Raw genomic sequence first — 1,222 nt, forward strand, 5'->3', positions numbered from 1 at the left:
CTGAAGGGCACCTCGAACAACCGGTCAGATCATCGCGATGGCCTCTCAGCATCCGGCGCCCCAGTCTGAGAGCAGCATCGGAGGGGGCGATGAAGGCGGCTGAGGCGGCCGCTCGGCCGCCTTAGCTGATCACGCTGGCAACAGCGCTCGATCCTGCAGCCGCGCCAGCCGCAACAGGTTGTGGCTGGCGACCTTCAGCCCGATCACCACCGTCGCACGCGCCAGACCGATGCAGCGCAGGCATTTGCCGCCTTGCTGGGCCAGACGCGCAAATGGGTGTTCGCCAAACACTCGGTCCTTGGCGATCCGATGGTTGCGGCGCTTTTCTCGCTCGCTCAACGGCTTGCGCGCCTGTCCCTGATGCTGGATCGCCGGGTGATATCCGCGTTGCCTGAGCGCTGCTTCCCGACCTGCATCGGCGTACCCGCTATCGGCCCACACCGTGCGGCCGGTATTGTCCGGGTCCAGCACCTGCTCGAAGTGGCGGCTGTCATGCACATTGGCCGCGCTGACGTCGTAGCGACGGATGAAGCCCCAACGCCGATCCGTGCTGGCGTGCAGCTTGTAGCCGTAGAACGCCACCCCGTGCTTCCTGGTCCAGCGCGCCTGCACATCCTTCTGCGCGCGCTTGGCATCGCTCCAGTCCTGGCCCACATCCTCTCCTTGCTTGATCTGTGCGTTCTCCTCGCGCGTGTTGCGCTGGATCGGCGCGCTGACGATGCTCGCATCGATGATCTGACCGCCACGCGCAACAAACCCGGCCCGTTGCAACTGCTGGCTGATCGCTGCGCTGATGTCGCCCATCACGTCCTTGGCCTTGAGCCGCTCGCGCCACACCCAGATCGTTTTGGCATCGGGCACCTTGCCACTGTGTTCCAGCCCAAGAAACTGCTGGAAGCTGCGCCGATCCAGGACCTGATACTCCAGCGCATCGTCGGAGAGGTTGTACAACTGCTGCAACAGCAGCAGCTTGACCATCACCACTGTCGGCCAGGCCGGACGGCCGCCGCGCGTGCCGGTGCCAAAGGACAGCTTGGCGTCGACGGCTTGGGCAATCGCTACGAAATCGATATGGCGAGACAACACCGACAGCGGGTCGCCTATCTGCTGCCGTTTGGACTCCCGTTCGTGTCCGGCAAACAAGCTGATCATCGCAAGGCCTCGGCTGTCTTCTCAGACCATATGATGCCAAAGCAGGCAGGTTTTTAGAGGTGCCCTGAAG

At 63.6% G+C, this 1,222-nt stretch carries 1 protein-coding gene; it reads right to left on the reverse strand.

The genetic code is table 11. The features are described 5' to 3' along the window. Positions 1-129: 129 nt before the first annotated feature. On the reverse strand, positions 130-1,152 hold the full coding sequence (locus JR064_RS22900) for an IS5 family transposase (protein WP_206231243.1): 1,023 nt from the start codon (positions 1,150-1,152) through the stop codon (positions 130-132). Positions 1,153-1,222: the final 70 nt, after the last annotated feature.

It is taken from the genome of Xanthomonas bonasiae (assembly GCF_017163705.1).
Lineage (GTDB): Bacteria > Pseudomonadota > Gammaproteobacteria > Xanthomonadales > Xanthomonadaceae > Xanthomonas_A > Xanthomonas_A bonasiae.